General features: G+C 59.6%; 26 protein-coding genes and 1 tRNA gene. 11 read left to right on the top strand and 16 right to left on the bottom strand.

The features are described 5' to 3' along the window. Positions 1-198: 198 nt before the first annotated feature. The 4 genes from JHD62_RS07135 to JHD62_RS07150 all read left to right on the top strand — a co-directional run bounded on the left by JHD62_RS07135 (position 199) and on the right by JHD62_RS07150 (position 3,018). Positions 199-948: a hypothetical protein gene (locus tag JHD62_RS07135; RefSeq protein ID WP_199102317.1), complete on the top strand. Its 750-nt coding sequence runs from the start codon at positions 199-201 to the stop codon at positions 946-948. A 367-nt stretch (positions 949-1,315) separates the two neighbouring features. Continuing rightward, complete coding sequence (locus JHD62_RS07140) at positions 1,316-1,618, top strand: hypothetical protein (protein ID WP_199102318.1); 303 nt, start codon at positions 1,316-1,318, stop codon at positions 1,616-1,618. Next, the gene (locus JHD62_RS07145) at positions 1,545-2,504 is read left to right on the top strand and encodes an antA/AntB antirepressor family protein (protein ID WP_233160722.1); all 960 of its coding nucleotides are present in this window, start codon (positions 1,545-1,547) and stop codon (positions 2,502-2,504) included. Before JHD62_RS07140 ends, JHD62_RS07145 begins: the two co-directional genes overlap by 74 nt. A 124-nt stretch (positions 2,505-2,628) precedes the next feature. After that, entirely contained in the window at positions 2,629-3,018 is a 390-nt protein-coding gene (locus JHD62_RS07150) for a hypothetical protein (protein WP_199102320.1), read from the top strand. A 318-nt stretch (positions 3,019-3,336) separates the two neighbouring features. On the opposite strand, the gene JHD62_RS07155 is transcribed toward JHD62_RS07150, so the two are convergent. The 9 genes from JHD62_RS07155 to JHD62_RS07195 form a co-directional block, all read right to left on the bottom strand. Continuing rightward, complete coding sequence (locus JHD62_RS07155; protein ID WP_199102321.1) at positions 3,337-4,545, bottom strand: integrase arm-type DNA-binding domain-containing protein; 1,209 nt, start codon at positions 4,543-4,545, stop codon at positions 3,337-3,339. 156 nt (positions 4,546-4,701) lie between these two features. Further along, positions 4,702-4,789: transfer RNA gene (locus JHD62_RS07160), tRNA-Ser, on the bottom strand. Positions 4,790-4,859: 70 nt separating this feature from the next. Beyond that, on the bottom strand, positions 4,860-6,530 hold the full coding sequence (gene recN / locus JHD62_RS07165; RefSeq protein ID WP_199102322.1) for a DNA repair protein RecN: 1,671 nt from the start codon (positions 6,528-6,530) through the stop codon (positions 4,860-4,862). A gap of 12 nt (positions 6,531-6,542) precedes the next feature. Beyond that, positions 6,543-7,418 (bottom strand): NAD kinase, encoded by an 876-nt coding sequence (locus JHD62_RS07170; protein WP_045847387.1) that lies wholly within the window; start codon positions 7,416-7,418, stop codon positions 6,543-6,545. Between the two features lie 10 nt (positions 7,419-7,428). After that, positions 7,429-8,097 (bottom strand): response regulator transcription factor, encoded by a 669-nt coding sequence (locus JHD62_RS07175; protein ID WP_199102323.1) that lies wholly within the window; start codon positions 8,095-8,097, stop codon positions 7,429-7,431. A 362-nt stretch (positions 8,098-8,459) separates the two neighbouring features. Beyond that, positions 8,460-8,990, bottom strand: a complete 531-nt coding sequence (gene msrA / locus JHD62_RS07180) for a peptide-methionine (S)-S-oxide reductase MsrA (RefSeq protein WP_199102324.1) — start codon at positions 8,988-8,990, stop codon at positions 8,460-8,462. Between the two features lie 58 nt (positions 8,991-9,048). After that, positions 9,049-9,945, bottom strand: a complete 897-nt coding sequence (locus tag JHD62_RS07185; protein WP_199102325.1) for a histone deacetylase — start codon at positions 9,943-9,945, stop codon at positions 9,049-9,051. An 11-nt stretch (positions 9,946-9,956) separates the two neighbouring features. Next, complete coding sequence (locus JHD62_RS07190) at positions 9,957-10,172, bottom strand: DUF1653 domain-containing protein (protein ID WP_199102326.1); 216 nt, start codon at positions 10,170-10,172, stop codon at positions 9,957-9,959. 57 nt (positions 10,173-10,229) lie between these two features. Then, positions 10,230-10,685, bottom strand: a complete 456-nt coding sequence (locus JHD62_RS07195; RefSeq protein WP_199102327.1) for an N-acetyltransferase — start codon at positions 10,683-10,685, stop codon at positions 10,230-10,232. A 60-nt stretch (positions 10,686-10,745) separates the two neighbouring features. Here JHD62_RS07195 and JHD62_RS07200 point away from each other — a divergent pair, with 60 nt between their 5' ends. Then, positions 10,746-11,693: a tRNA-dihydrouridine synthase gene (locus JHD62_RS07200; protein WP_199102328.1), complete on the top strand. Its 948-nt coding sequence runs from the start codon at positions 10,746-10,748 to the stop codon at positions 11,691-11,693. A gap of 319 nt (positions 11,694-12,012) precedes the next feature. Here the strand turns inward: JHD62_RS07200 and JHD62_RS07205 are convergent, their stop codons facing one another. From JHD62_RS07205 to JHD62_RS07215, 3 genes are all read right to left on the bottom strand, one after another. Further along, positions 12,013-12,159, bottom strand: a complete 147-nt coding sequence (locus tag JHD62_RS07205) for a hypothetical protein (protein WP_170124147.1) — start codon at positions 12,157-12,159, stop codon at positions 12,013-12,015. Positions 12,160-12,170: 11 nt separating this feature from the next. After that, positions 12,171-12,611, bottom strand: coding sequence for a LexA family protein (locus JHD62_RS07210; protein ID WP_370459791.1), 441 nt, complete (start codon positions 12,609-12,611; stop codon positions 12,171-12,173). 289 nt (positions 12,612-12,900) lie between these two features. Continuing rightward, positions 12,901-13,719: a LuxR C-terminal-related transcriptional regulator gene (locus JHD62_RS07215; protein ID WP_199102329.1), complete on the bottom strand. Its 819-nt coding sequence runs from the start codon at positions 13,717-13,719 to the stop codon at positions 12,901-12,903. Between the two features lie 199 nt (positions 13,720-13,918). Here JHD62_RS07215 and JHD62_RS07220 point away from each other — a divergent pair, with 199 nt between their 5' ends. From JHD62_RS07220 to JHD62_RS07240, 5 genes are all read left to right on the top strand, one after another. Then, complete coding sequence (locus JHD62_RS07220; RefSeq protein WP_199102330.1) at positions 13,919-15,415, top strand: aldehyde dehydrogenase; 1,497 nt, start codon at positions 13,919-13,921, stop codon at positions 15,413-15,415. A 26-nt stretch (positions 15,416-15,441) separates the two neighbouring features. Further along, on the top strand, positions 15,442-16,824 hold the full coding sequence (locus JHD62_RS07225) for an aspartate aminotransferase family protein (RefSeq protein WP_199102331.1): 1,383 nt from the start codon (positions 15,442-15,444) through the stop codon (positions 16,822-16,824). Positions 16,825-16,970: 146 nt separating this feature from the next. After that, the gene (locus tag JHD62_RS07230) at positions 16,971-18,065 is read left to right on the top strand and encodes a polyamine ABC transporter substrate-binding protein (RefSeq protein WP_199102332.1); all 1,095 of its coding nucleotides are present in this window, start codon (positions 16,971-16,973) and stop codon (positions 18,063-18,065) included. 89 nt (positions 18,066-18,154) lie between these two features. Beyond that, positions 18,155-18,769 (top strand): ABC transporter substrate-binding protein, encoded by a 615-nt coding sequence (locus JHD62_RS07235; protein WP_199102333.1) that lies wholly within the window; start codon positions 18,155-18,157, stop codon positions 18,767-18,769. 189 nt (positions 18,770-18,958) lie between these two features. Beyond that, positions 18,959-19,126, top strand: a complete 168-nt coding sequence (locus tag JHD62_RS07240) for a hypothetical protein (RefSeq protein ID WP_156156973.1) — start codon at positions 18,959-18,961, stop codon at positions 19,124-19,126. An 85-nt stretch (positions 19,127-19,211) separates the two neighbouring features. On the opposite strand, the gene JHD62_RS07245 is transcribed toward JHD62_RS07240, so the two are convergent. The 4 genes from JHD62_RS07245 to argE all read right to left on the bottom strand — a co-directional run bounded on the left by JHD62_RS07245 (position 19,212) and on the right by argE (position 23,372). After that, a complete protein-coding gene (locus tag JHD62_RS07245; RefSeq protein WP_062787882.1) occupies positions 19,212-19,604 on the bottom strand; it encodes a phasin family protein in 393 nt (130 codons plus the stop codon). 159 nt (positions 19,605-19,763) lie between these two features. After that, entirely contained in the window at positions 19,764-21,683 is a 1,920-nt protein-coding gene (locus JHD62_RS07250; RefSeq protein WP_233160723.1) for a radical SAM protein, read from the bottom strand. Between the two features lie 79 nt (positions 21,684-21,762). After that, positions 21,763-22,110 carry a thioredoxin family protein gene (locus JHD62_RS07255; protein WP_199102334.1) on the bottom strand — a complete coding sequence of 116 codons (348 nt, stop codon included), beginning with the start codon at positions 22,108-22,110 and terminating at the stop codon, positions 21,763-21,765. Positions 22,111-22,214: 104 nt separating this feature from the next. Continuing rightward, positions 22,215-23,372, bottom strand: coding sequence for an acetylornithine deacetylase (argE, locus tag JHD62_RS07260; protein WP_199102335.1), 1,158 nt, complete (start codon positions 23,370-23,372; stop codon positions 22,215-22,217). 222 nt (positions 23,373-23,594) lie between these two features. Here argE and JHD62_RS07265 point away from each other — a divergent pair, with 222 nt between their 5' ends. After that, the gene (locus tag JHD62_RS07265) at positions 23,595-24,497 is read left to right on the top strand and encodes a LysR family transcriptional regulator (protein ID WP_199102336.1); all 903 of its coding nucleotides are present in this window, start codon (positions 23,595-23,597) and stop codon (positions 24,495-24,497) included. Positions 24,498-24,544 lie beyond the last annotated feature (47 nt).

Here is a 24,544-nt window from a genome sequence, read left to right on the forward strand (position 1 = left end):
CCCCCCCCCCCCCCCCCCCCCCCCCCCCCCCCCCCCCCCCCCCCCCCCCCCCCCCCCCCCCCCCCCACCCCACTCTTTTACTGATACGGCCCCCACCGACAACTACACATCTTACTGTTCGTCGGCAGCGTCAGATGTGTATAAGAGACAGATACTAACGAGTCATGGCCTTCATCCAGAATAGATGTTGACGGATTTGTGTACGAAACTCTTGACGGAGAAGCAAAGGCAGTTGCCTCGGAGCGTATTTTGTGGTTAAAGAAGCAGAGAGATGTTGATGATATTACTAAATTTAAACCGGGGCCATGGGTCGTGCTAATTAATGCACTAAAGGAAATGGGTCATTATGAGTCAGCCAAAGAGGTTGGAGTTGCATTTCAGGAGCAGAAGAGAATATGTGGTCAATTTGGAAAAATTACAAGTGCAAACTGGTGGGTGCATTTCATCTATGGAGCATTCTCTGGTTATGGCTATTTTCCACTTCGTGTAATAAAATATGTTGCCGCAATGTGGGTTTTGTCTGCTCTAATCTATGCTAAGGCTGCAAGTGATGGCATTTTTGCCCCATCAAATCCGCTGATATTTAACAACCCAAAATATGAGCACTGTAGCCCTGGTTATAAAATAAAGAATGCAGATGTAGGTAAATATTCAAGTTTTAATAATTGGTATCTGTGCAAGGAATTGCCAGGTGAATTTACAACATTTAGTCCAACAATGTATTCGCTAAATTTAATTTTACCCGTCGTTGACTTGCAGCAAGGTCATGATTGGGCGCCGTTTGTTGGCGAAATAAGTGACGACATTGTTTTGCATTTTTTTAGAAATGGTATGTATAATTATTTCATCCGAGGGTGGATTTGGGTTGAGATATTGTTTGGATGGATATCTAGCTCTATTTTAATAGTGGCACTATCTGGATTGGTTAAAAATGACGAGCATGATTAGTTGTTGAAATTTTTAAATAGTAATATTAATTAAAAAGCCGGCGTAAACAACAGCCACCACTCGGTGGCTGTTTCATTTGTACCATGTCTATCGGTCAGTTTCGCCTTGCTACTCAAGTACCTAGAGTGGTGGCAGGTGCTCAAAACACCTTTTGCTAGAAGCGGTTGCTGCCCACGTCAGGCTGGCAGCGTCTGTGCGCCCTGTGGTTTCGTATTGTCCGAGTATGCAGGATAATTCCCGCCTATGGCCGGGTGTGCGGCTAATACAAGACCCGTAAGGGGAATACGCCCGCCGACTTCTAGCGGTTTTGAGCACCCGGCCGCCCTCTCAAAAGGGGCAAACTCAAAAGCACTAGAAGGATGTAGCCATGACCGCTCAATCCCTTTCCATTTCTCCCGATCATCCCGCCATCCGTGACTTGCGCCACGCCGTCGAGGCGGACTGCCTGTCGCAGGAAGGCTTCGGCCAGATTGCCGCCATGGCGCGTTGCGCCGAGGTGTTTCTGCATCAGGCAACCGAGCCTTTGCACCGCGATATCGTCGGCACTGTGCTGCGCGCCATTCAGGGCCGGGCCGACGACATCCAGAACTGCATCAATGTGCAGGCAGAGGAGGTGGGCTGCGCCTGGCCTGTGCTGCCAGACGGATCAACCGTATCGGGGAGGGCGTGACCATGCAGGCCTTGATTCCGGTGGTGGATTTCCAGATTGGCGATGCGCCTTGCTGCCCGCAGTGAATGCACGTGAGTTGCATGCGTTTCTGCAAGTGGGGAAGGATTTCTCTAACTGGCTGAAGGATCGCGTCGCGCAATATAAATTCATTGAAAACAAGGACTTTGTTTGCTCGCCCGTTTCGGCGAGCAAAGTGCAGGGCGGTCATAACCGCAAGGATTACATGATCTCGCTGTCCATGGCCAAGGAGTTGGCGATGGTGGAGCGCAACGATAAGGGCAGGCAGGCGCGGTTGTACTTTATCGCTTGCGAGCAGCGCGCCTTGCAGCTGGCCGGGGCGGCGGCTTTGCCGGTGGCGGATGCGGTGCCGCCGGGTTGTGCCCGTTTCAATGGCGCGGTGGTGTTTACCAATCAGCAGCTGGAGCGGCTGCTGGCGGTGTGCAAGGACACGTTGTACAGCAATCGCCATTTGCGGCCGGGCCGCTTTCGGGTGGGGGTGGAGTATTTCAGTCTGAGCGGGGAGCCGCTGCGCAACTTCACTCTGGATAACATCAGCACCGGGGTGTTTACCCGGCGTGGTGGGCGCAAGCTGACCATCTGGACGCTGGAGGGCGTGGAGGCGCATCTGGCCATGCTGCCGCCGTCGATTGCCGACCCGGCGCGGCTGAAGCTGCGGCAGTGGCTGGAGGGTGGCGGGCCTGCGGCGCCTGCTGCCGTGCCTGCGCTGGCTGCGCCGCCATCAACCCAGTTGGCCGTGCCGTCGGATGAGGCTTACCTGGCGACGCTACGCTTTCCGTCCGCCGCTGCACTGGGCGCGGCCATGCCGGTGATCCTGGCCTTGATGCAGCAGCACGGGGCGGAGCTGGCGGGGGCGAGGGTGGGTTAGGGCTTGGCTTGGTGATGTAGGAATGACGCAGCCTGCGGGCTGCGTTTTTTGTTGCGTGCGGGGATGTTTTGCTGCATGCCTATGTGCTATCTTGCGCCCTTGTTTATTTGATTGGCGTAGAGCAATGCGTATCAATGGTGTGCAGCATAAGTTCAGGCTGGAATCGGCTTATCAGTTGATCAGCCTGCTGGGGACGTTCGGCTTTTGGGGGCGGAATCTGAGTTCGCCGGTTGGCTGGCAGTTTGGGCTGGCCTGTGTGGTTGTCGCGTTTCTGGCGATGTGCGTGGTGCAGCGCTTTGCCAAAGGCACGGACTATGAAGGGAATATGGGCTGGGGAGAGCTGTTTCAGAAAGTGGGCTCCAACGCCATGTTCGCCAATCTGGTGGTGTACATTGCGACGGGTGATCATGACGGCATGCACTTTCTGGAAGGCATGGTGTTTATGGTGCCGTTTTCGATGTTCGGCATTCATTTGATGGGAAGCAGCTTCAAGTATCGCTTGCCCAGCTTTTAAGCATGGGGGGCCGGGCGAAGGCTCCGACAAGGCATTTGCCGGTGGTGACACCCGCTGCTGCTGCCGCGCTACCGGCTGGGTAGGGTGAGGCTTACCTGGCGACCTTGCGCTTTCCCTCTGCCGCAGCCCTGGGCGCGGCCATGCCGGCGATTTTGTGCCTGATGCAGCAGCATGGGGCGGAGCTGGCCTGGGCTGTAACGGGCTAGGGCTTGTCTGATGGTGCTGGACTGACGCAGCCTGCGGGCTGCGTTTTGTTTGCGCTATCGCTTGTGTAGTGCAGCAGCCTTTCCATGTTTTGTGCCAAGTTGGCTGGGGCTGTTACCAATTATGGCTTTCTGGGTTTGTCTGCTTTTGCGGCCAAGGGCCTACATTTTCATCAATGAAGTCTGCCCACCATTGCAGCAGTTCCTGGCGTTGTGGCAGGTACTCTGCGCGGTTGTAGGCAGCTTTGACTTTGTTCTGCTCCACATGGGACAGCGCCAGTTCAATGACGTCAGTGTTGAACAGGCCGCTTTCATGCAGTGTGGTTGAGGCGAGCGCCCGGAGGCCATGTGCCGTTGTCGGGATGGCCAGTCGCTTCAGTGCGACATTGGGGGCGCTCTCGCTGGCGTGCTGATCCGGGTGGGGGCGATGCGGGAACAGGTATGATTGATGCCCGCTGATGGGGCGTAATGATGCCAGCAAAGCCATGCTTTGCCGGGCAAGCGGTATCAGATGGTCACGCCTGCGCTTCATTTTGTGACCTGGTATTGTCCATACCCCGTCGTTGATTTCATCCCAGCGGGCTGCGGCTGCTTCAATGGGGCGGCTGAGGTTGAGTAATTGCCATCGCATTTGCAGCTTGAGCTGGATGCCAATCTGGTCGCTGTTGAAGAAGGCTGCCAACTTGTTGATTTCTTCCGTGCGCAGGGCGCGGAAGTGGGCGCTTTTGGGGGCGCGGAATGCAGAGGTGATTCCTGCTGCCGGGTTGTTGTCTGTCAGGCCGCGTGCAAGGGCAAAGCCAAAGATCATGGCGATGTTTTGACGGGCGCGGCGCAGGTATTCCAGGGCGCCACGTGCTTCCATCGGTTCCAGCGCTTCCACAATCATTCTGGCGCTGATTTCCGTGACGGGTTTGTCACCCAGTGTATTCATTACGTTGGCTTCAAGGACACGCCACACCTGGTCTGCATAGCCTGGTGTCACGGTTTCACGCCAGCGATCCCACCACTGCCGGGCAACGTATTTGAATGTATTGTCCGGGGCGCTGCCAGGTGTGCGTTTTGGGTCTTGCCCTGCCAGCAGTATGCTGCGTACAGCGTCGCGTCGTTCTCTGGCTGCAATCAGGCTGGTTTGAGGGTACGGGCCAAAGGTGATGGTATCGAATTTGCCGTCGGCAGGGCGGCGGTACTGAATGCGCCAAACCTTTCGGCCATTGGGGTAGATCCACAGCGCTAGTCCTGCGCCATCGCTGAGTTTGTACATCTTGTCAGCAGGCTTTGCGTTGCGTATGCCGGTGTCGGTCAGGGGGCTGGAAGGCTTGGGCATGGTCGTACCATCACGCAGTGATTCGTACCATCAAAATTACCATCAAAATGAAATGATGGTCGATGCGTGGCGGTGCGCCAGAATGAAGAAACCGCCACATTCTGCAAGGGTTTCAGCCCTTTTGGTGACAGAAGGTGACGGTCTCTAAATATGGGGTGGCGGAGGCTGTGGGATTCGAACCCACGGACGGTTTCCCGTCGGCAGTTTTCAAGACTGCTGGTTTAAACCACTCACCCAAACCTCCGCAGTTTCTTGCCGAAGACCATGACGTCTGGCGAAGAGGACGCAATAATAACCCCACCAAGCCGTTTTGACTAGGGGGTGGCGCGGTTCATTTCCAGCATTTCTGCTGCGTGCTGGCGGGTGGTCTGGGTCAGCTCGGCACCGCCCAGCATGCGGGCGATTTCCAGCACGCGTTGCTCGGCGTCCAGCGGGGTGATACGGCTGACCACGCGTTTCTTTTCCTCGCGCTTGCTGACTTGCCAGTGCTGTTCGCCGCAGGAGGCCACCTGGGGCAGGTGGGTGATGCACAGCACCTGATAACGCTGGCCCAGTTGCTTGAGCATGTGGCCGATGACTTCGGCCACGCGCCCGCCAATGCCGACATCCACTTCGTCAAAAATCAGTGTTGGCACGCTGGCCACCTGGCTGATTACTACTTGCATGGCCAGGCTGATGCGGGACAGCTCGCCACCGGAGGCTACCTTGGCCAGCGGGCGCAGGCTGGTGCCGGCGTTGGCGGCTACCAGGTATTCGATGGATTCCAGGCCGTGCGCGCCGGGCTCGGCCAGGGCGGCCAGTTCGATGGCGAAACGGGCGCTGCTCATCGCCAGTTGCTGCATTTCCTTGCTGATGCGGGCGGACAGTTCGCTGGCGGCCTGGCGGCGTTTGCCGGACAGAGCTTCGGCCAGGGTGCGGTAGCGCGACAGGCTGGCGGTTTCGGCCAGCGCCAGGGCTTCGCTGTCGGTGGAGGCCTCCAGCGCGGCCAGCTGGGCTTGCCAGTCGGCCAGCTTGAGCGGCAGTTCCTGCGGTTGCACGCGGTATTTGCGCGCCATGCTCATCAGGCTGTCGATGCGGCTTTCCACTTGTTGCAGCTGGCCCGGGTCTTCGTCGATGTCGCTGGCGTAGTCGCGCAGGCTGTACACCACTTCGCGCAATTCGGCGTCCACTGAGTCCAGCAGGGACAGGGTGTCGGCCAGCCGTGGGTCGAGGTTGGCCAGCTTGCTCAGTCGGCTTTGTACCTGGGTGAGCACGGACAGGCAGTTGCCCTCCATCTCGGACAGGGTATCCACCGCGTACTGCGCGCTTTGTACCAGCTCGGCGGCATTGGCCAGGCGGGAGTGGCTCTGGTTGAGCCCGGCCCATTCGTCCTGTTGCAGGCCCAGTTCGGTCAGTTCGTTGATTTGCCAGGTGAGTCGTTCGCGTTCCACTTCGGATTCGCGCGACAGCTTGTCGGCATCACTGCGTGCCTTGCGGGCGGCTTGCCATTCCTGCCAGGCCTGATGCACTTCACGGGCCAGCGAACTGCAACCGGCGTAGGCATCCAGCAGTTCGCGCTGGGCTTCGGCTTTCACCAGCGATTGATGGGCGTGCTGGCCGTGGATGTCCACCAGAAACTCGCCCAGCAGCTTGAGCTGGGCCAGGGTGGCGGGCTGGCCGTTGATGAAGCTGCGCGAGCGGCCGGATTTGTCCAGTACGCGGCGGATCAGCACGATGTCGTCGTCGCCGGACAGGGCGTTTTCCTGTAACCAGGCCTTGATTTCCGGACGCTGGCGGCTGTCGAATTCGGCGCTGATTTCGGCGCGTTCGGCCCCTTCGCGTACCAGCGAGCCTTCGGCGCGGTCGCCCAGCAACAGGCCCAGGGCATCCAGCAGAATGGATTTGCCTGCCCCGGTTTCACCGGTCAGTACGGTAAACCCGGGGGAGAAGTCCAGCGCAATGCTGTCAACGATGACAAAGTCTTTGACCAGTAGGGATAGCAGCATGGTGTGTGCGTGTCAGAGCAGGCGCTCGCCCCAGTGGAGCTTGTGGCGCAGCATGTCGTAGTAGTTGTAGCCCACCGGGTGCAGGATGCGCAGCGGGTTGCGGTAACGGCGGATCAGCACGCGGTCCATTTCCATCAGGTCGCAATGCGACTGGCCGTCAAAGTGTACGCGCGCGTCCAGGCCGCGGGTCAGCATGAATTCCACTTCGCAGGAGTCATTCACCGCAATGGGGCGGTTGTTGAGCGACTGCGGGCAGATGGGCACCAGTGCAATCGCCTGCAGCGTGGGGTGCAGGATGGGGCCGCCAGCGGCCAGCGAGTAGGCAGTGGAGCCGGTGGGGGTGGAGACAATCAGGCCGTCCGAGCGCTGGCTGTAGACAAACTGGTTGTCGATGAAGACTTCGAATTCGATCATCGAGCCCACGGCACCACGGCTGAACACGATGTCGTTGAAGGCCAGCGCATTGGCCACTTCGGCGTCTTCGCGAATCACCGATGCTTGCAGCAGGATGCGGTTTTCCGGCACGAAATTGCCGCCCAGGATGGCGTCGATGGCTTCCAGCATTTCATGACGCGGAATGTCGGTCATGAAGCCCAGTCGGCCCTGGTTGATGCCGACCAGCGGCACGCGATAGGGTGCCAGCTGGCGGGCGATGGACAGCATGGTGCCGTCCCCGCCCAGCACGATGACGAGATCGGCCAGCTTGCCCATGTCGCTGCGTTCGATCAGCTGATGGGGCCCGGCTTCGGCCGGGGTGGCGCTTTCCTTGTCCACGAACACGGTGACGCCGGCAGCGGCCAGATGATCGGCCAGGGTGCGCAGCGATTCCACCACTTGCGGTTTGCTGTGTCTTGCCACCAGGCAGACATGTTTGAACAGTCGTTCCATGTGGGCGATTCTACTGCCTTGGGGCGGTTTCGTTCAAAAAAGACTCGTCGCTGCGTTTTTTGCCGGTGGCTTCCAGTGCCTTCAGGTAGAAGCGGATCAGGTCGGCCAGCGAATCCACCCCCAGCTTGCTGAACAGGTTGGCACGGTGTACTTCGATGGTGCGCGGCGACAGGTCCAGCTGGCGAGCGATTTCCTTGCTGGACAGGCCGTCGGCTACCAGTTCCAGCACTTCACGCTCACGGCCGCTGATGCGGGCCAGCTGGTTCATCACTTCCTGGGTTTCTTCATCCTGCTGCTGTTGCTGGATGCTCAGGCGTATGCCCTTGCGCAGGCTGTCGATCAGGCGGTTCTGGTCGATGGGCTTGGTCAGGAAGTCAATGGCACCGGACTGGAAGGCGCGGCGGCACTGTTCGATATCACCATGGCCGGTGACGAAGACAATGGGAATGGACAGGCCGCGTTCTACCAGTTTTTCCTGCAGGGCAAGGCCGGTGATCTGCGGCATGCGGATATCCAGCACCATGCAGCCGATTTCACCTTCGGTATAGGTTTCAAGGAATTCCATGGCGCTGGCGAAGGTCACCGTGCGCATGCCCTGGGCCATGATCAGCAAGGCCAGTGAGTCGCGTACGGCCGGGTCGTCATCCACAATGAAAACGGTGGGCATCATGTACTTCATTAACGGTCATCTCCTGCAACAGCGATTGCTGTTTATATGCCAGATACGGCAAGGCCAGGCCCGTTGCCTGTCTGGCTGTCAGCAACGGGAAGCATGGGTGGTCTTGCCGGGTTCGTGTGCTTGTGGCGGGGCATGGCGACCGGGTAAGGGCAGCTCCCGAAGTCAATGCGCTCCATGATACCCGTGACCGCCTTGTCCGGTCTGCCTTTTGCCGGCATGTGCTGCCGGTATTGCTTGCTTGTTGCAATGCCGCAAGCAGCGCCAGCCAGCGCGAATGTTATCAGCATAATGGCTGGCTGGCTGCACGGACTGCTGTCATGGCGATACTTTATCGGCGGTTTGATGTCGCCGGGCCAGTATCGTCATGGTTTCAGCCAGTCGGCAAACTGGCGTCGCAGCTTCAGCTGCTTGGGCTGAATGACAGCCTGGCAGTATGGTTGCCCGGTGTTACGGGCAAAGTATTGCTGATGGTAGTCCTCAGCCGGATAAAACTGGCTGGCCGGCTCCAGCGTGGTGACGATGGGGCTGGTGAAAATATGTTGTTGCTCCAGTTCGGCGATCACGCCCCTGGCTGTGTCCAGCTGTTCGGCATCATGATAAAAGACGGCGGAGCGGTACTGGCTGCCCACATCATGCCCCTGTCGGTTCAGGGTGGTGGGGTCGTGGGTGGCAAAAAATACCTGCAACAACTGACGATAACTGATGATGGCCGGGTCAAAGCGGATCTGCACTGCTTCGGCATGGCCGGTGTGGCCAGAGCAGACGCTGCGATAGTCAGGGTTGGGCGTCTGCCCGCCGATATAACCGGATTGCACCTGGCTTACCCCGTTGAGGGCGAGAAAAATACTCTCGGTACACCAGAAACATCCGCCTGCCAGGGTGGCTGTGTTCATTGCGCTCTCCATTTTATGGGGGTAGGTACGCTGTTTCGTCGGGGCTGGCGGGGGAATCTTACACGCCTGAGCCAAATAGCTGGTACGCGGCAGCGACGGTATTGGTCTGGATTTCCACCGTGTCGCTGATCGGGTTGGCATAGCCTCCGGCCATGGTGATGACCAGTGCGGCACCGCTGTCCCGTACTTGCTGCATGACCAGCTGGTCGCGTTGCAGCAAACCCGCCTTGCTCAGTGCCAGCTTGCCCAGCCGGTCACCGGCATAAGGGTCGGCACCGGCCAGGTAAAACACGATATCGGGCTGTTGTTGCAATAGCGCGGGCAGGTGCCGTTGCAGCAGGGCGAGGTAGCTGGCGTCATTGGTCTGGTCGGGAAGGTCGATATCCAGCGAACTGGCTTCCTTGCGGAAGGGGAAGTTCTTCTCGCCATGCATGGAGAAAGTGAACACGCGTGGTTCATCGCGGAAAATGGCGGCCGTGCCATTGCCCTGATGAACATCCAGATCCAGCACCAGAATGCGGCGTACCAGGCCTTCTTGCAACAGCAGGCGCGAGGCCACGGCAACATCATTGAACACGCAAAAACCGCTGCCCTTATCGTGATAGGCATGGTGGGTTCCCCCGGCCAGGTTCACCCCGCAACCTTGCAGCAAGGCGGTGCGGGCGGCGGCAACCGTGGCACCGACCGAGCGGCGCGAGCGCTCCACCAGTTGCGGCGACCATGGCAGGCCGATTTCACGCCAGGCGCGTGGCGGCAGGCTGCCATCCAGCACCTGGGCGACATAGTCTGCTGCATGTGCCTGTTGCAGTTCCCATGCGCTGACCGCCGGGGCTTCCTCCATCAGCGGGGCGGCAAATTGCGCCACGGCGGTGGCCAGCAACTGGTATTTTTCAGCCGGGAAACGGTGGCCTTCCGGCAGCGGCAGGGCAAACTGGTCGGTACGGTAAATACGCATGAATTGTGTGGCTAGAACAGTTTGACGGGTGAGAAGCGTGGCCGGCTCTCGCCTTCGTGAATGACGGTTTCCAGGAACATGCCGGCAGGGCGTGTCCACAGTTGATAATCGCCATAGAGCGCGCGATAGGCCACCATGGGTTCATGTGTTTCAGAATGCAGACCCAGCCCGAGCACTTCGTAAAGATTGCCCCGGTAATGGCGATAAATGCCGCGTGGAATGTCCATCTGTGTTCCTTGTCGGTTTCTGCTGGGCCGCCAGCATGGCGCTGCCGGGCAGTGTGGTCAAGTGTTCTTGCCATCCCAGTAATACACCCGGAATTCGGTATCCAGCACAAAGCCGTTACGCTCGTACAGTCGCTGTGCCCGGGTGTTGTCGTGGGCGGTTTGCAGCATGATGTCGCCACCACCCAGGCTGATGACATGGGCTTGACAGGTTTGTAGCAGCTGCTTGCTGACACCGCTGCCGCGGTAGTCCGGCGCGACATAAAGGTCGTGCAGCAGCCAGTTGGGTTTAAGCGTCAGCGAATTGAAGCCGGGATACATCAAGGCAAAGCCGACCGCAATACCAGCATCCTCCGCCAGCCACAGGCAGGCCTCGTGCTGGCGTATGCGGGCTTCGAGAAACTGCAGGCAATCTGCATCGCTTTGCTGCACATGATAAAAAGCCAGATAAGCCTGAAACAGCGGCAGGCAGCGTTCAAGCTGGTGTGGGGTGACAAGGCTGATCTTCAAGGTCATGCATTCGCTCCCGGGCAGTGATTCCGTTACAATAGCGCCCTTTTTTCAGCAGGTTAAGTCATGAATCTGATGCTGGCCCCGATGGAGGGTCTGGTTGACCCCATCATGCGGGATGTACTGACCCGTCTGGGCGGTATCGACTTGTGTGTAACCGAATTTGTCCGGGTCACCAATGTGCTGTTGCCCACCCGTACTTTTCACCGTCTGGCACCGGAATTGCTGAACGAAGGCAAAACCCGCGCCGGAACAACAGTGCGGGTGCAGTTGTTGGGTTCAGACCCGGTCTGTCTGGCGGAAAATGCCGCCAAGGTGGCCAGCCTGGGTGCGCCGGGGGTGGACCTGAACTTTGGCTGCCCGGCACCCACGGTCAATCGTCATCGTGGCGGGGCGGTACTGCTGACCGAGCCGGAACTGCTGCACGCCATTGTCAGGCAGGTGAGGGCGGCTGTTCCGGCCGAGATACCGGTAACCGCCAAGATGCGGCTGGGTTATGAGGACAAGAGCCTGGCGCTGGACTGCGCTGCTGCCTTGGCAAGTGCCGGGGCGGCCGAACTGGTGGTACATGCGCGTACCAAGGTGGAAGGGTACAAGCCACCTGCCCACTGGGACTGGATTGCCCGTATCCGGGAGCATGTCACGGTGCCGGTGATTGCCAATGGCGAGGTATGGACCGTGGCGGATTACCATGCCATCCGGGCGCAAAGCGGCTGTGAGCGGGTAATGATTGGCCGGGGGCTGATTGCCGCGCCCGACCTGGCACTGCGCATTGCGGGCGATCAATCCGACACGCCCATGGCCTGGCAGGCCCTGATGGGATGGTTGCTGGATTTCTACCAGCAGTGCTTTACCGAAGCCGGGGAGTCGCGCTACCCACCGGCACGGCTCAAGCAGTGGCTGGGGCAGTTGAAGAAAACCTACCCGGAGGCGGGTGACTTTTTCGAAGTGATTCGCCGTGAAACTTCTGCTGAGAATATTCTGAGAGTAATGCGAGATATGTCTGTTAAGTAAATCCACCCATAGCCAATGCCAGGTGCAAACGTTAGGATGAAAACGTGCTTGGTTCTTGGTATGGATCCAGGCGCTGTATGACCGGCTGCCCTCAGCTTCCGGTCGTTACACTTCCCCGATACCCTGTTAATCCCTCCCCTTGCGGGAGGGTTTTTTTTGCCTGCATGGCCATCAGGATGATCCAGTCAGCCCCATGACGCCAATCTGACCGATGAGAGCGGGGCTGTCGCTGGGAGTAAACCAAATGAAATCAGACCAGGCATGCTGGTCTGATGGTGTTGCCCTGTGAGGGGGCTGTAACTTGCCTGGGTGAGCAGGGCTAGACGAACTGCACCGGGACAAAGTAGCTGCGACCAGTGCGAGATACCAGCACCTGCGGTTGTCCGGCGCGGACTTCACGAAAAGCACGCGGCAGACGGCGCCAGTCCATGAACTTCATCTTGATCAGGCTTTCATCGATTTGCATCATGCGCTCCTTTACGAGACCGGGTGAATGACGTTGGTCACCACACCCCAGATAAACAATGCCGCTTCTTCCGGCACTTCGATTGGCGAGTAAGCCGGGTTCTCCGGCATCAGGAACAGGCCGCTTGCCGTTTTTTCCAGCCGCTTGACGGTAAGCTCGCCGTTGATGACCGCTACCACCACCTTGCCGCTGCGTGCTGGCAGGGCGCGGTCGACAATCAACAGGTCGCCATCGTGAATGCCGGCGTTGATCATCGAGTCGCCTTTCACCGTCACCATGAAGGTACTGGCAGGGTGGCTGACCAGATGGGCATTCAGGTCGATGTCGGCTTCTTTCAGGTCATCAGCGGCAACGGGCGAACCGGCAGGTACACGGCTGGCAAACAACGGTAGCGATAACTGGCTGAGGGTTTCCGACAGGGTGCGGATATCCTGTGTGTCGGCAGTGCGCACCGTACGCAACTGGCGATATTCAGCCAGCCAGTTTTCCAGCAGTGGCCGCAAGGGTTCCGGCACACGCATGGCTACGGTTTTGTCACCACCGAATGCCGATTTGCGTCCGGCACCATCTCGTTTGCCTCCTTGTGCCATCTTGGCCCTTCCTGTTTCGCTTGCGTTGAATTGATTGTGTACAAATTCAAATGACTTGGCAATGCCAATGTGAAAATGCCGGGTTTTAGTGTGGCATTCTTGCTGTTTTTTGATGCTTGAATTGATCAAGCAATTGAAAATAAAAGGGAATCTAATATTTTGGGGCGCGCGAGGTATTGGGTGTGCCATCCGGGGCGGCAAACAGCAGAAACAAGCCGGCCTGCTGACTGACGCCCAGCTTGGCGTACAGATTGCGCCGGTGCACTTTGGCGGTATCCAGTGAAATACCCAGTTCACGGGCAATGGCCTTGGTGGAGTGCCCGGCCAGAATCAGCAGGGCGACTTGCACCTCACGCTCGGTCAGTTGCGGATTGCCGCGCTGGCGCAAGGCATCTTCCAGCCTTGACTGGCGTTCCCCCGGGTTGTTGTGCTGCTGTTCGATCAGGCTGGTGTCAAATTGCCATGCCTTGCGTAGCAAAGTCAGCAGCCATGGGCTGAATAACTGGCAGCTGCCAATCTCGCTGGCACTGAAGCGCTGACGGCTGGCCAGCGACAGAGACAGCACGCCCTGGCCGGCAATGGGCAGCAGGAATTGCAGCTCGTCTTCCCCGACATTGCGGCTGAAATACTGGCGGTAGTATTCGGTGTCACGGAAGGAATCCGGTGCCACATCATCCAGACGATACAGGCCGGGCATCGGGTTTTGCTGGCTGAAGGCGTAGAAGGGGTCGATGCGGTACAGCCCGGCGCGGTAGTCGGCAAACAGGTCGTCCGCGGCCAGGTTGGCAGCATGGTCCGCCAGGATCAGCGGTGGCTGATTGGCCTGAAACAGCAGCACCACCCAGGTATCGAAGGTGGCAATCTCGCCCAGAAAGCTGGCCAGCACCGGCCAGAAGCGTGGCTCTCCCAGTTGTTCCAGCAATTTCCCCAGCCGGTGATGAAAGGCCAGGTCACTCACGGCGATCTGCATGTCTGTTCTTGCTCCTGTTTCGGTATTGGCCATGGTTTTGCATGATGCCGCAACTGTTCTGCCCCGGCGCTACCCCCAAGGGGTGAGTGTCCTCACCCATCAAGGCGATGGGCGGGGTGGGGCAGCCTGCCTAGACTGTGGCCATTGCATGCCAGTCGGTTTTTGTTCTGCGACTGGCCAAACCCGACAGGAGAGTAGCATGTTGTCATCGAAAGATCTGTCATTCTGGACGGCTTGCGCCAGCGCGCTGCAGCCTGCTGCACAGGCCTATATGGATGGCCGGCTGCAAGATGCAGTAGATGGCCGCCGGTTTGCCAGCATCTGTCCGCATACCGGCCAGACCATCGCCATGGTGGCGCGTTGCGCACAGGCGGATGTTGACCTGGCAGTGAGCGCCGCACGACGCAGCTTTGAGGCCGGGGACTGGTCGCGCTGTCATCCGCGAGCGCGCAAACCGGTGCTGCAAAAACTGGCGCAACTGCTGCGTGACAATGCCGACGAGCTGGCTTTGCTGGATTGCCTGGACATGGGCAAGCCCATCTCGGATGCACTGAATATCGACGTGCCAGCCACGGCGGCCTTGTTCGACTGGTATGCCGAGGCCTGCGACAAGCTGTATGACGAAGTGGCCCCCAGCGGTCCGGAAGCGCTGGCGCTGGTGACGCGCGAGCCGGTGGGCGTGGTGGCGGCGGTGATTCCGTGGAATTTCCCGCTGGACATGGCCGCCTGGAAAGTGGCCGCGGCGCTGGCGGCAGGCAATAGCGTGCTGCTGAAACCGGCCGAGCAATCACCGTTGTCTGCCATCCGTCTGGCGCAGTTGGCCAGCGAGGCCGGTCTGCCCGCCGGTGTGCTGAACGTGCTGCCCGGCTATGGCGAGGAGGCCGGGCAGGCGCTGGGCCTGCATCCGGACATCGACTGCCTGTCGTTTACCGGCAGTACCGAAATCGGCAAGCGCTTTCTGGCGTATTCCGCCGCTTCCAACATGAAAATGGTGTGGCTGGAATGCGGTGGCAAAAGCCCGAATCTGGTGTTTGCCGACTGTGCCGATCTGGACGCGGCGGCACGCAAGGCGGCCTTCGGCATCTGCTTCAATCAGGGCCAGGTGTGTTCTGCCAGCTCGCGTCTGCTGGTGGAAAGCAGCATTCATGACCGGTTTGTCGAAAAGGTATTGGCCGAAATGGCGCATTACCAGCCGGGCAATCCGCTGGACCCGGCCACACGGCTGGGCACATTGGTGGATGCCGGGCATACCGGCCGGGTGCACGGTTTTATCGAGGACGGCGTGCGGCAGGGCGCGCGCTTGCTGGCTGGTGGCGAGCGGCTGCGGCTGGGTGAAAGTGACTGCTATTTGCAGCCCGCCCTGTTTACCGGGGTGACGCCGCAGATGCGCATCGCCCGCGAAGAGATTTTCGGCCCGGTGCTGTCGGTGCTGCGTTTTGACAGCGAGGCCGAAGCCATTGCCATGGCCAATGACAGCATCTACGGCCTGGCGGCTGCGGTATGGACCGACCAGCTGCAGCGGGCCCACCGCGTGGCGCGTGCCTTGCGCGCCGGTACTGTCTCGGTCAACACCGTGGACGCACTGGACCCCGGCGTACCGTTTGGCGGCTGCAAGCAGTCTGGCTTTGGCCGCGACCTGTCCCTGCATGCGCTGGACAAGTTCAGCCAGCTTAAAACTACCTGGATCAGCCTGTAAGCCGGTGCCCCGGCATGGAGACCACAATGCACACAAATCACAAGCAACGCAGTACCGCCGACTATCAGGCCATGGATGCCGCTCACCATATTCATGCCTTTCTGGACCAGAAAGCCCTGAACGAAGAGGGGCCGCGCGTCATCACCCGTGGCGAAGGGCTGTATGTGTGGGACAGCGAAGGCAAGCAGTATCTGGACGGCATGTCCGGCCTGTGGTGCACCAATGTCGGCTATGGCCGGCAGGAGCTGATTGATGCCGCCACCCGGCAGCTCAAGGAATTGAGTTACTACAATATGTTTTTCCATACCACCCACCCGGCGGTGGTGGAGTTGTCGGAGCGGCTGTTTTCCCTGCTGCCCGGCAGTTACAGCCATGTGATCTATACCAACTCCGGCTCCGAAGCCAATGAGGTGCTGATTCGTACCGTGCGCCGCTTCTGGGATGTGATGGGCCAGCCGGACAAGAAAATCTTCATCGGCCGCCACAATGGCTATCACGGCTCCACCGTGGGCAGCGCCTCGCTGGGAGGCATGGCCTTCATGCACGAAATGGGCAATCTGCCGATTCCGGGGGTTGAACACATTGACGAGCCAGACTGGTATCGCCATGGCGGCAACCTCAGCCCGGCGGAATTCGGCCTGCAGTGCGCCCGCGCGCTGGAGCAGAAAATCCTGCAACTGGGCGCGGACAAGGTGGCGGCTTTTGTGGCCGAGCCGTTCCAGGGTGCCGGTGGCATGATTTTTCCGCCGGAAAGCTACTGGCCGGAGATCCAGCGCATTTGCCGTCAGTACGATGTGCTGTTGTGTGCCGACGAGGTGATTGGCGGTTTTGGCCGTACCGGCGAATGGTTTGCCCATCAGCATTTCGACTTCCAGCCCGACACGCTGAGCATTGCCAAAGGGCTGACCTCCGGCTACATCCCGATGGGTGGGCTGGTGCTGTCGCGGCGCATGGCCGAAGCATTAATCGACAAGGGCGGAGTGTTTGCCCACGGCCTGACCTATTCCGGTCACCCGGTGGCTGCCGCCGTGGCGCTGGCCAATCTGGATGTGTTGCAGGGCGAAGGCATGGTGGATGCCGTCAAGCAGGATACCGGCCCTTATCTGCAGCGCTGCCTGCGTGAAGTGTTTGCCGGCCACCCGCTGGTGGGCGACATCCAGGGCACGGGCATGGTGGCGGCCTTGCAGCTGTGTGAAGACAAGGCCAGCCGCAAGCTGTTTGCCAATGAAGACGACATCGGCTGGCGTTGCCGCAGCCATGGCTTTGACGAGGGGTTGATCATCCGCTCCACCCATGGCCGCATGATCATGGCGCCTGCATTGGCCATCACCCGCAGCCAGATTGACGAGCTGCTGAGCAAAACCCTGCGGGCAGTCGACCGCACCGCCCGCGAGCTGGGCATGTTGTAAGCCCCGCCACCGGCATCCTTACAGAGCCGTTCAGCGGCCAGACCTTGCCGGGACCACTCCTTCAGCACAGCGCCAAAGTTCCCGCCACCGGTCAGCCTGGCCGGTGGACGGGTGTTGCCAGTCCGCACTACAGGAGTTTCACCATCATGCGCTTCACACCCACCCTGCGCCGTCTTGCCTCCGCCACGCTCTGTTGTCTTGGCCTCACCGCCCAGGCGGCCGAGCTTCATGTCTACAACTGGTCGGACTATATCGGCGAGCAAACCATTGCCGGCTTCGAAAAACAGACCGGCATCAAGGTGAAATACGATGTCTACGACAGTGACGACACCCTGCAGGCCAAAATGCTTACCGGCCGCGCCGGTTACGACGTGGTGGTGCCCACCTCCAACTACATGGCGCGTCAGGCTGCCGCTGGCATCTATCAGCCGCTGAACAAGGTGTTGCTGCCCAATCTGGCCAATCTGGACCCGCAGCTGATGAAAATGGTGGCCAGTGCCGACCCTGGCAACAAATACGGCGTGCCCTATGCCTGGTTTACCGACGGGCTGGGGCTGAACCTGAACAAGGTGAAGGCGGCGCTGGGCAACGATGCGCCACTGGATAGCTGGGACCTGCTGTTTGACCCGGCCCGGCTGGGCAAGCTGAAGAGTTGCGGGGTATCGATGCTGGATCAGGCCAGCGATGTGTTTGCCATCACCCTGCATTACCTGCACAAAGACCCGAACAGCAAGAACCCGGCTGATTATCAGGCGGCGTTTGAAACGCTTAAGAAAATCCGCCCCTACATCACCCAGTTCAACTCCTCCGGCTATATCAATGACCTGGCCAATGGCGATGTCTGTCTGGCGGTAGGCTGGTCGGGTGATATCGGCATTGCCCGGCGCCGCGCGGCGGATGCCGGCAAGCATTACCAGATTGCCTATGTCATTCCGAAAAGCGGGGCACCGTTTTCGGTGGACATGATGACTATCCCGAAAGATGCGCCCAATCCGGCCGCGGCACACCAGTGGATCAACCACATCTTGCAGCCGGATGTGGCAGCCGGCATTACCAACAAGGTGTTCTATCCCACGCCGAATATTCCGGCGCGCAAATTGGTACAGCCGGCCATTGCCAGCGATGCCGGCATCTACCCGCCGCCAGCGGTGATGCAGACGCTGTTCCTGCTGCAACCCTTGCCGACGGATATCCTGCGTTTGCAGAACCGGCTGTGGACACAACTGAAAACAGGGCGTTGAAAATTAAAAAAACATATAAATCAACTGGGAAAATCGACAGTTTTAACGGATAAATAAAACATACGTCATAAATTTCCCAACTAATCATTATGTTTGACAGGTTTTTAGCCGCTTGCCTGCTGTGTTGCACGATCAGTCTGGCTCAGGCGAGCGAAATAACCGTAGATGCCGGCCCCATTCCTCCCTTCAGTTACGAAGAGCAGGGACGTCCGGTTGGCATCGCGGTGGATTTGCTCAATGCAGCAGGCAAGCTGTACGGGCTGAGCTTCAATTACCGCTTTTTGCCCTGGCTGCGGGCCCAGAGCGAAGCCCGCAGCAGTACCGATCGCATCATCATTCCGCTGACCCGCACGCCAGAGCGGGAAGAGCAGTACAACTGGATTGCCGAGTTATTCCAATACCAGTTTGTTTTTATCAGTGCGGGTGGCCCATTGCCACGCAGCCTGGAGGAGGCGCGCGCCATGCGGATTGCCGTATTGCGCGGCAATCCGGCTGAAAAAATATTGCGCGACCAGGGTTTTACGCTGCTTGATGTCGGTTTTTCTGAAGAAATCAACGCCCGCAAGCTGGCTGCCCGGCGTGTGGACCTGTGGGTGGCGGCGGATCTGGCTGCCAAGTCCATATACCGCCAATCCGGCGGCGACCCGTCCCAGCTGCGCTTTGGTTTGAAGCTGGGCGAGGCGATGCATGTATTCCTGGCTTAATCGCCCGGTTTCAATAATGCTGCCACCCGCGATATTGCCGATGGTGTGGCCAGAATCCGTGTCAGTGGCGAAGCCGAGCGGATTATCAATCGTTACCGTTGAATATCCTGGCGTGGCGGGGTAGTCTCTGCACCCGCCCCGTTACTGCCGTGCAGAGGGCTGCAGGCAAGGGATGAACAGGAGACAGCAATGCGAGTACAGGCAAATCCGGCTGATATTGGTCGTTGTGGCTGTGGCCGGCGCGACTATTGTGATGGTAGCCACGGCCTGACTGAAGAGCAGTGGCAGGCCCGCTTGGCCGAAGAGCAAAAGCAGGCCGACGAGCAAGCCGCCGCTGCGGATTTCGGCGACGATTGAATGCCAGTCTGACTGGCCTTGCACAGTCAAGCACAAACAGCCCGCACATCCGGCAGGATGGCGGGCTGTTTGCTTTGGTGAAAGCTTATTTCTTTTTGTCGCCAGTGTTGGCCGGGGGTTGCAGGTAGCTGGCCATGCCTTGCAAGGAGTTTTGCATGCTGGAGAGATGTTCCAGGGCCAGGCCTTGCAAGTCTTCCTGCGCCTTGGACAGGATGCCGCAAAATTCGCCAGAGCACTCCATGGCGCGGTTGGCATTGGCTTTGGCCAGGTCGCTGATCTGACTGATGGCTTCTTGCGGCGTGCTGGCCTGACTCAGCGCGTGCAGTGACTTGGCGTAAGTATCCAGATGCTCGCGGCTGGTGCTGATCTGGAAATTGACCAGTTGTTCGACGTTGTTCATCGAGACTTGCAGGAACTTCAGCGTGATGTCCACGCCGGCAGTCTGATTTGGCTGGGTAGACTTGTCGTTGGATGACATGGTGCTTCTCCTTGGGGGGCTGGACGGTAGCGGGGAAGGGCAGTTGTTGCGTGTGCAACAGCTGCTTGGAGTCATCTTCCCACTAATCGTTCAGCATTTTCCCTGTCCAAGAGGAGTGGCCGACCGGGGGGGGGCGGCACGAGCACGGTCAATGCTGTTTCAGCCCAGGGCGCGGGCAATGAAATTGCGCGGCACGCGTGGCTTGGGTACCCGGCCACTAAACCAGTTGCGTACATCCTGATCCAGCCCTATGCCGTGCATGAAGTTGTACAAGGCCTTGTTGAGCGCCTTGCCCATGGCCTCGTGGTCGGTGCCGGTGGGGTCTATGAAGCCGACATCGTTCTTGGCGAAGCTGACGGGCGGCAGCGGACGCAGGGTGACGCCGTATTCTTCCGGGTTCTGGCCCACCGGCGAATGCACGGTGCAGGCAAAGCGGTGGAAGAAGCCGGACTGGATGCAGCCGGTATCAAACAGCTGGCGTACGTATTCCAGCGCATCCACCGTATCCTGCACCGTCTGGGTGGGGAAGCCGTACATCAGGTAGGCATGCACCAGCACGCCTGCTTCGGTAAAGCTTTGCGTCACCCGCGCCACCTGTTCCACCGACACGCCTTTTTTCATCAGCTTGAGCAGGCGGTCCGAGGCCACTTCCAGTCCGCCGGAAATGGCGATGCAGCCACTTTCCGCCAGCAACTGGCACAGATCCGGCGTGAAGGATTTCTCGAAGCGGATATTGCCCCACCAGGAAATGGACACATTGCGGCGCAGCAGCTCTTCGGCCAGCGCGCGCAGCATTTTGGGTGGTGCGGCCTCGTCGACAAAATGAAAACCGGTCTGGCCGGTTTCGGCAATGATGGCTTCGATACGGTCCACCAGCGTGCTGGCGGAGGCGGTTTCGTAGCGCGAGATGTAGTCCAGTGTCACGTCACAGAAGCTGCATTTCTTCCAGTAGCAGCCATGTGCCACGGTCAGCTTGTTCCAGCGCCCGTCGCTCCACAGCCGGTGCATGGGGTTGAGCATGTCGAGCAAGGACAGGTAGCGGTCGATGGGCAGGCCGTCCCAGGTTGGGGTGCCGACTTCCTCGAAGGGGATGTCGGCTTCCATCATGTTGATGTAGCGGACCTCGCCGTTTTCGCGCACGAAGGTGCGCACCAGGCGCGATACCGAACGCTTGCCTTGCAGGTGTTCCAGCAGGGCCAGCAGCGGTTTTTCGCCATCGTCCAGCGTGATGAAGTCGAAGTAGTCGAATACCCGTGGCTCTTTCAGTTCGCGCAGCTCGGTATTGACGAAGCCGCCGCCCAGCATTGTGCGGATGGCCGGCCAGCGCGCCTTGATGGTCTGGGCAATGCGGAAGGCTGCATACACCGAGCCGGGGAAGGGCACCGACAGCAGTACGATGTCCGGCTGATGCCGGGCAATGGCTTCTTCCACCAGCTGTTGCAGGTTGTCGTCCACCAGCGTGGGTTTGCCGGCCAGCGCCCGTGCCAGCGGGTCGAAGGTGGGCTGGCTCATGGCCAGCGATTCGGCATAGCGCACGAACTCAAATCGCTCATCCACCGCCTCGCGCAGCACGTCGGCAATATCATTCAGGTAGAGCGTGGCCAGATGGCGGGCGCGGTCCTGCTGACCCAGTGCGCCAAAAGCCCAGGCCAGCGGGTCGCCGCCATAGGGGTCGTCCGGGTCCACATACACTTCCAGCGCGGCAAAACGCTCGCCTTCGGGCAAAAAATTGCGGCCACAGATGCGGTGCGCCACGGTGGAGTCGCGCCCTTGCAAAAAGGCAATCACCGGGCCGATGGTGGCCAGATAGCGCTCGAACTGGCCGACAAAGCTGTGCAGCTGTGCACTGCGTTTTTTCGGTGGAATGGCGTCAACCTGCTTGCGCACGGCTTGCAGGCCACTTGCTGAAAACAGTCGCAATACCAGCTGCAAGGCCAGGTCTTCCTGAAAGGCGGTGACCTGGCGCGAACGCAAAAAGCCGGTGATATAGGCGGTGGACGGATAGGGCGTGTTCAGCTGCGTCATCGGCGGGATGAGCGACAACACGCGTGGCGACGCATTGGCTGTGGACGTCTGCATGGGGGTGGTATTCAACTGCATGGCTTTCATTGATTGCTGCGGCCCGCCGCAGATGGGGCTTGGCGGCAACGGGCGGTATTCAGGATGTGCGCGGTGCGGCGGGCAGGCTGGCCAGTAATTGCTGGATCGCCTGCAGGCTGTCGGGCCGTACCAGTCGGACAATTTCCTGTCCGTCTTGCAACAGCACCAGCGTGGGCCACAGCTTGACCCTGAAGCTGCGGCCGAGGCGACGGCCTTTGCCGTCTTCTATCTTGAGGTGGGGCAAGTCCGGGTGCTGCTGCATGGCGCTGGCCAGGAATGGTTGTGCCGCCTGACAGTACTGACACCAGGGCGCACCGAATTCCAGCAGCAGCGGACCGGGCTGCGTCGCCAGCTGTTCGGCGCCGGGTTCTTGATCCTGTGGGCTGAAGCTGCTGCAAAAGGCCATGGCGGGCTCCTGTCGGCAAAGGCAGCAGAGGATAACACTGTTAGGCAAAAACGGCCCGGCTTCCTTGTGCGGAAAGACGGGCCGGTTGCTGTCATGCGACAGGCTCAGCGGCTGGCGAGCTGGCTGCCCAGTCGTGATAAAAACGCATCGCAAGCGGCCAGTTGCTCCAGCGCCAGCCATTCGTCCGGCTGGTGCGCCTGGGCGATATCGCCGGGGCCGCACACCACGGTGGGAATGCCGCAGCGTTCGGCAAACAGCCCGCCTTCGGTGCCAAAGGCAATCTTGCGTGGCGGGGTGTGGTCGTTCAGCAGGTCCTGCACAAAGCGAACGACGTGGGCGTCCGGCGGCGTGAGCAAGCCCGGATAGCTGGTTTTTTCCGTGAAGCCAAAACCGCAGTCGGGGTCCACCGCCTGCATTTCCGGCTGTAGCACCTGCAGGGCATGATTGCGGATGGCGTCCAGCAGGCTTTGCGGCGGGTCTTCCGGCAAATGGCGGATTTCAAAGTCGAACTGGCAGTGCGCGGGAATGATGTTCAGCGCGGTGCCGCCTTGCATGGTGCCAACGTGCAGGGTGCTGTAAGGCACTTCGTATAGCGGATCGAACGGGCCGTGCTGGCGTCGCTGCCGGGCCAGGCTGCGGATGAAGCTGACCAGCTCGGCGGCATACTCCACCGCATTCACCCCGGCAGTCGGATTGCTGGAGTGACCTTCGTGACCGCGCGCCGTTACCCGCCAGGCGGTTTTGCCCTTGTGGGCGGCTACCAGCTTCATTTGGGTCGGTTCACCGATGATGCCCATGGCCGGCAGTACCGGCAGCCCGCCCAGCACTTCCAGCAGACGGCGCACGCCGATGCAGCCGATTTCCTCGTCGTAAGTGAAGGCCAGGTGCAGCGGCGTGTGCAGCTGGCTTTGCGCCAGTTGCGGCACCTGGGCCAGCACACTTGCAAGAAAGCCTTTCATGTCAGCCGTGCCGCGGCCATACGCCCGCTCGTCGCGGATATCCAGCTGGAACGGGTCGCTATGCCATGTCTGGCCATCTACCGGTACCACGTCGGTGTGGCCGGCCAGCATCACGCCGGGGCGGTCGGTGGGGCCGATGGTGGCGTACAGATTGGCCTTGCTGCCGTCTTCGTTTTCCACGATGTGGCTGCTGATGCCGTAGCCAGCCAGGTAGTTTTTGACAAAGCGGATCAAATGCAGGTTGCTCAGTCGGCTGGTGGTGTCAAAGCCGACCAGGGTGTTGAGCAGGGTAAGGGATTCCATCAAGCGTCTTTCCATGAAACCGCAGCGGGCGGTGTGGCGGCCAGGCAAGGGCCGTGCGTCAGTTTACACCCCGGCCATGCCGATTGCGGCGACCGGGCATTGTTTTTGCGTTACGCCTTGGGCAAGGCAGCTTGGGTGGTGTGTCGGTTGACAAGCCGAATCTAGCTTGCGACATTGAATACCGAAAATATTATTATTTTTTCTGCTGGATAGATAAATATTATGCAATATACCCTGCGGCAGCTGGCTTATCTGGTGGCGGTGGCTGACCACGGCAGTGTCACTGCGGCAGCCAATGCCTTGTATACCTCGCAGCCGGGGATCTCCAGCGCCATCGCCCAGCTGGAGGAGCAGTTTGGCCTGCAGTTTTTCATTCGCCACCATGCCAAGGGTGTGTCGCTGACGCCCGCCGGACAAAGCTTTGTCGCGGCGGCGCGCAACCTGCTGGCGCATGCGGACGACCTAAGTCTGCATGCCAGCGCATTGAGCCAGTCCTTGCAGGGTGAGTTGCAGCTGGGCTGCTTCACCACCATCGCGCCCTTGTTTCTGCCGGGTTTGCTGGCGGCCATGCGTGAGTCTTACCCTGATATCACGGTACAGCTGCACGAGGGCGATACCGGCCAGTTGCAGCAAGCGCTGCTCAGTGGTCAGACTGAGCTGGCCTTGCTGTACGACCTGGATCTGGCCCCCAGCCTGTACCGGCAGACGCTGCAAACCGTCTTGCCTTACGCCGTGCTGCCGGCCAATCACCCGCTGGCCACGCAAACGGCGGTGTCACTGCATGATCTGGCCGATTTGCCCATGGTGTTGCTGGATTTGCCACACAGTCGCGAGTATTTCCTGTCGGTATTTCGTCTGCACAATCTGGAGGCACGGGTGCGCCACAAGACAGTGAGTTTTGAACTGGTGCGTGGCCTGGTGGCGGCAGGCAACGGCTATGCGCTGCTGAATCTGCGCCCGCAAACCCGGCAGTCCTATGCTGGCGATGCCCTGGTGTACCTGCCGATTGTGGAGGATGTGCCTGCGCTGAATATCGTGCTGGCGTGGCCGCAAGAGCTGCGCCTGACACGCCGCGCCGAGGCCTTTGTCTCGCTGTGCGAGCAGAGCATCAGCCGTTTGGGTTGAGCGCGGTTTTGGTGCATCGCAAAAACCGATGCAGTTGACAAGGTAAA

Origin of the sequence: Aquitalea sp. ASV11, assembly GCF_016429185.1 — a bacterium.
Lineage (GTDB): Bacteria > Pseudomonadota > Gammaproteobacteria > Burkholderiales > Chromobacteriaceae > Aquitalea > Aquitalea pelogenes.